Origin of the sequence: Amycolatopsis sp. SID8362 (assembly GCF_010550475.1) — a bacterium.
GTDB classification, from domain to species: domain Bacteria; phylum Actinomycetota; class Actinomycetes; order Mycobacteriales; family Pseudonocardiaceae; genus Amycolatopsis; species Amycolatopsis eburnea.
On sequence record NZ_JAAGNB010001280.1, the window covers coordinates 1 to 3,052 of the forward strand.

3 protein-coding genes are annotated in these 3,052 nt (G+C 71.9%); 1 reads left to right on the forward strand and 2 read right to left on the reverse strand.

Annotated features, from left to right (window positions below):
- Both G3I65_RS39715 and G3I65_RS39720 read right to left on the reverse strand, forming a co-directional pair.
- Positions 1–844, reverse strand: an 844-nt coding sequence (locus G3I65_RS39715) for an FAD-dependent oxidoreductase (protein WP_160700650.1), incomplete at its 3' end; no start/stop codon positions are given.
- A gap of 1 nt (position 845) precedes the next feature.
- Complete coding sequence (locus G3I65_RS39720) at positions 846–1,748, reverse strand: diiron oxygenase (protein WP_160700651.1); 903 nt, start codon at positions 1,746–1,748, stop codon at positions 846–848.
- Between the two features lie 106 nt (positions 1,749–1,854).
- Here G3I65_RS39720 and G3I65_RS39725 point away from each other — a divergent pair.
- Positions 1,855–3,052: adenylate/guanylate cyclase domain-containing protein (locus G3I65_RS39725; RefSeq protein WP_309235939.1), on the forward strand; the 1,198-nt coding region annotated here is incomplete at its 3' end.

Genomic DNA, 3,052 nt, shown 5'->3' on the forward strand with positions numbered 1-3,052 from the left:
CGGGGGCGAGCGACGTGCCGGCCAGCGTCGCCGGGTCGGCGGTCAGGATCCGCGCGACGTCGAGGGCGACGTTGCCGGTGCCCACCACGACGACCCGCTCGGCCGAGAGGTCGACCGCGTCCGGCTCGAGGTCCGGGTGGCCGTTGTACCAGCCGACGACGGACGCCGCCGGGAGGCTGCCGGGCAGGTCCTCGCCGGGGATCCCGAGTGGCCGGGCCTCCGTGGCGCCGACCGCCCAGATCACGGCGTCGTGCCGCGCGGCCAGCTCGGGGCCCGCCTCGACGCCGAGCCGCAGGTGCAGCCGCGGGTGGTCGTGGAAGCGCGCGAACGTCTCGCCGATCTTCTTCGTCGACGGGTGGTCGGGCGCGACGCCGTAGCGGACCAGGCCGCCCGCGTCCGCCAGCCGGTCGATGAGCGTGACCCGGGAATTGGTGTGCAGCAACAGGTCCTCGACCGCGTACATGCCCGCCGGGCCGGTGCCGACGACCGCGACGTCCAGCGGCGCGAAGTCGCTCGGGAGGATCCGGGCGAACGACGGCGGCGCCCACCGGTGGAAGTTCGGGGCGACGGTGGCCTCGGCCAGGACGTCCCGCTCCGCGTAGTACTCCGCGTTGATCTCCGGGTACGCCGCGAGCGGCCCGGTGAGGGCACCAGTCGGGAAGATCGCGTCGACCGGGCAGGCGTCGGCGCAGGCACCGCAGTCGATGCAGGTGTCCGGGTCGACGTAGAGCATGTCGGTCGTCCCGAAGTCCGGCTCGTCCGGCGTCGGGTGGATGCAGTTGACCGGGCAGACCGACACGCAGGACGCGTCGGCGCAGCAGGTCTGCGTGATCGCGAAGGCCATGTCAGATCAGGTTCGCGCGCTTGTAGAACCACAGCGACGGCTTGGTCAGCAGCCCGGCGGAGTGCAGGAACTCCATCAGCCCGGAGCAGCTGGAGCGCAGCATCGACTTGTGGTGCTCGTTCGCCTTCGCCTCGCGCCGCGCCCGCTTGCCGTCGAGGCCGGCGTTCTCGTACACCTTGGCGTTCACCATGCTGGTGACGATGAAGTACGACGCGACCGCGACGACGAAGCCGTTGATCTGGCGGCGCAGCCAGCCGGCACCTGCCAGCCGTTCGCGGGTCTCCTCGCGGGCGAACTTCATGTGCCGCGATTCCTCGACCACGTGGATGTTGTTGATGGTCCGCACGAACGGGACGACGCGCTCGTCGCGCATCCAGTCGCGCTGCATCACGTCGAGGACCTCTTCGGCGACGAGGATCGCCGCGTAGGCCGCTTCCCCGGTCGCGGTGGCCTTGAAGATCCGGCCCAGCTCGACGACGAACCGGCGCGGCCGGTACGCGGGTGCCCGCAGCTTCGCGGCGCCGCGGGCGAACATGATCGAGTGGCGGCACTCGTCGGCGATCTCGGTCAGCGCCCACTGGAACGCCGGGTCGGTCGGGTCCTTGGCGTAGAAGTCGCGCAGCACCATCTGCTGGAGGATCATCTCGAACCAGATCCCGGTGCTCGCCACCGACGCCGCCTCCTGGCGGGTCAGCTCGCGCTGCTGCTCGGGAGTCATTTCGGCCCAGTAGGAGGTCCCGTAGAGCGTGCTCCACTCCGGGCTCGCACCGTGGTAGTCCGTGTCCAGCGGCGTCTCCCAGTCGACCTCCTTGACGGGGTCGTAGGAGAGCTGCTCGGACGAGTCGAGCAGGCGGCGCGCCACGGTTTCCCGGTCCGACACGCCCGCTTCGCCGATGCTCGTCATGGCCGACCTCCTCGTCAGGTGTTACCGAAGTTCACTGTTACCAACCGTAACACATACTTCGGCGCCCGCCAGCCTGCATCTGAGTGAACAGTTGTACACTCACCCGGTGAAACCGCTGCCGTACGGCTCGGGGCTGCTCGGCCCGCTGGACCAGAACCTCGCGGCGTTGCGACGGCGGGTCCAGCGCCTGCTCACGGCCGCCCTGATCGCCACCAACGTCATCGGCGCGCTGGTCGTGGTCGGCCTCGCGGCGCTGCTCATGCCGGCGCCCGGGATGTCGGGCGACCTCGTCCGGGTGACGGCGATCGCGGTGCCCGTGTACGTCGTTTCGGCGGTCGTCGCCGGCACGCTGTGGGGCACCGGCGGCGCGCTGCGGACGCTGCGCTGGGCGGCCGAGGGGCGCCGGCCCACCGACGCCGAACGCACCGCGAGCCTGCGCGTCCCGCTGCGGCTGACCATGGTGCAGGCCGTGCTGTGGGGGCTCGCGACCCTGGTCTTCGGCGGGCTCGCGGCGCTCGTGCAGCCGGCCGTCGTGCTGACCGAGCTGCTGGTCGTGGCGTTCGCCGCCGTCGTCGTCTGCGCGATCGCCTACCTGTTCGGCGAGTTCGCGCTGCGGCCGTACGCGGCGCTGGCGCTGGCGGGCACGACGCCGCCGCGCCCGGTCACCGGCGGCGTCAACCTGCGGATGCTGCTGTTCTGGTGCCTGGGCACCGGCGTGCCGGTGGCCGGGCTGGTGGTCACCGCGGTGCTGGCCTGGGTCCGCGGCGACGTCTCGACCACGAAGCTGGCGGTGTCCGTGATCGCCCTGGGGCTGGTCGTGCTGTGCTTCGGCCTGCTGGTCACGGTGTTCACCGCCCGCGCGGTGGTCAACCCGATCACGTCGGTCCAGAACGCGCTGGGCCGCGTCCGGGCGGGCGACTTCGCCGTGGAGATCCCGGTCTACGACGGCACCGAGCTGGGCCTGCTGCAGGCGGGGTTCAACGGCATGGCGGCCGGGCTGGCCGAGCGTGAACGGCTGCGCGACCTGTTCGGCAGGCACGTCGGGCACGAGGTCGCGGTCGAGGCCATGCGGACGGCCACCGAGCTGGGGGGCACGGTGCGGACGGTGTCGGTGCTGTTCGTCGACCTCGTCGGCTCGACGGCGCTGGCCGCGAGCCGCCCGCCCGAAGAGGTCGTCGGTCTGCTCAACCGGTTCTTCACCGTGGTGGTCGACGAGGTCGACCGGCACCACGGCCTGGTCAACAAGTTCGTCGGCGACGCCGCGCTGGCGGTCTTCGGCGCCCCGGCCCCGCTCGGCGACCACG

What these genes read in the sequence shown, in the direction of transcription:
- G3I65_RS39720 (WP_160700651.1), bottom strand. Translation starts at nt 1,748, where the DNA reads ATGACGAGCATCGGCGAAGCGGGCGTGTCGGACCGGGAAACCGTGGCG.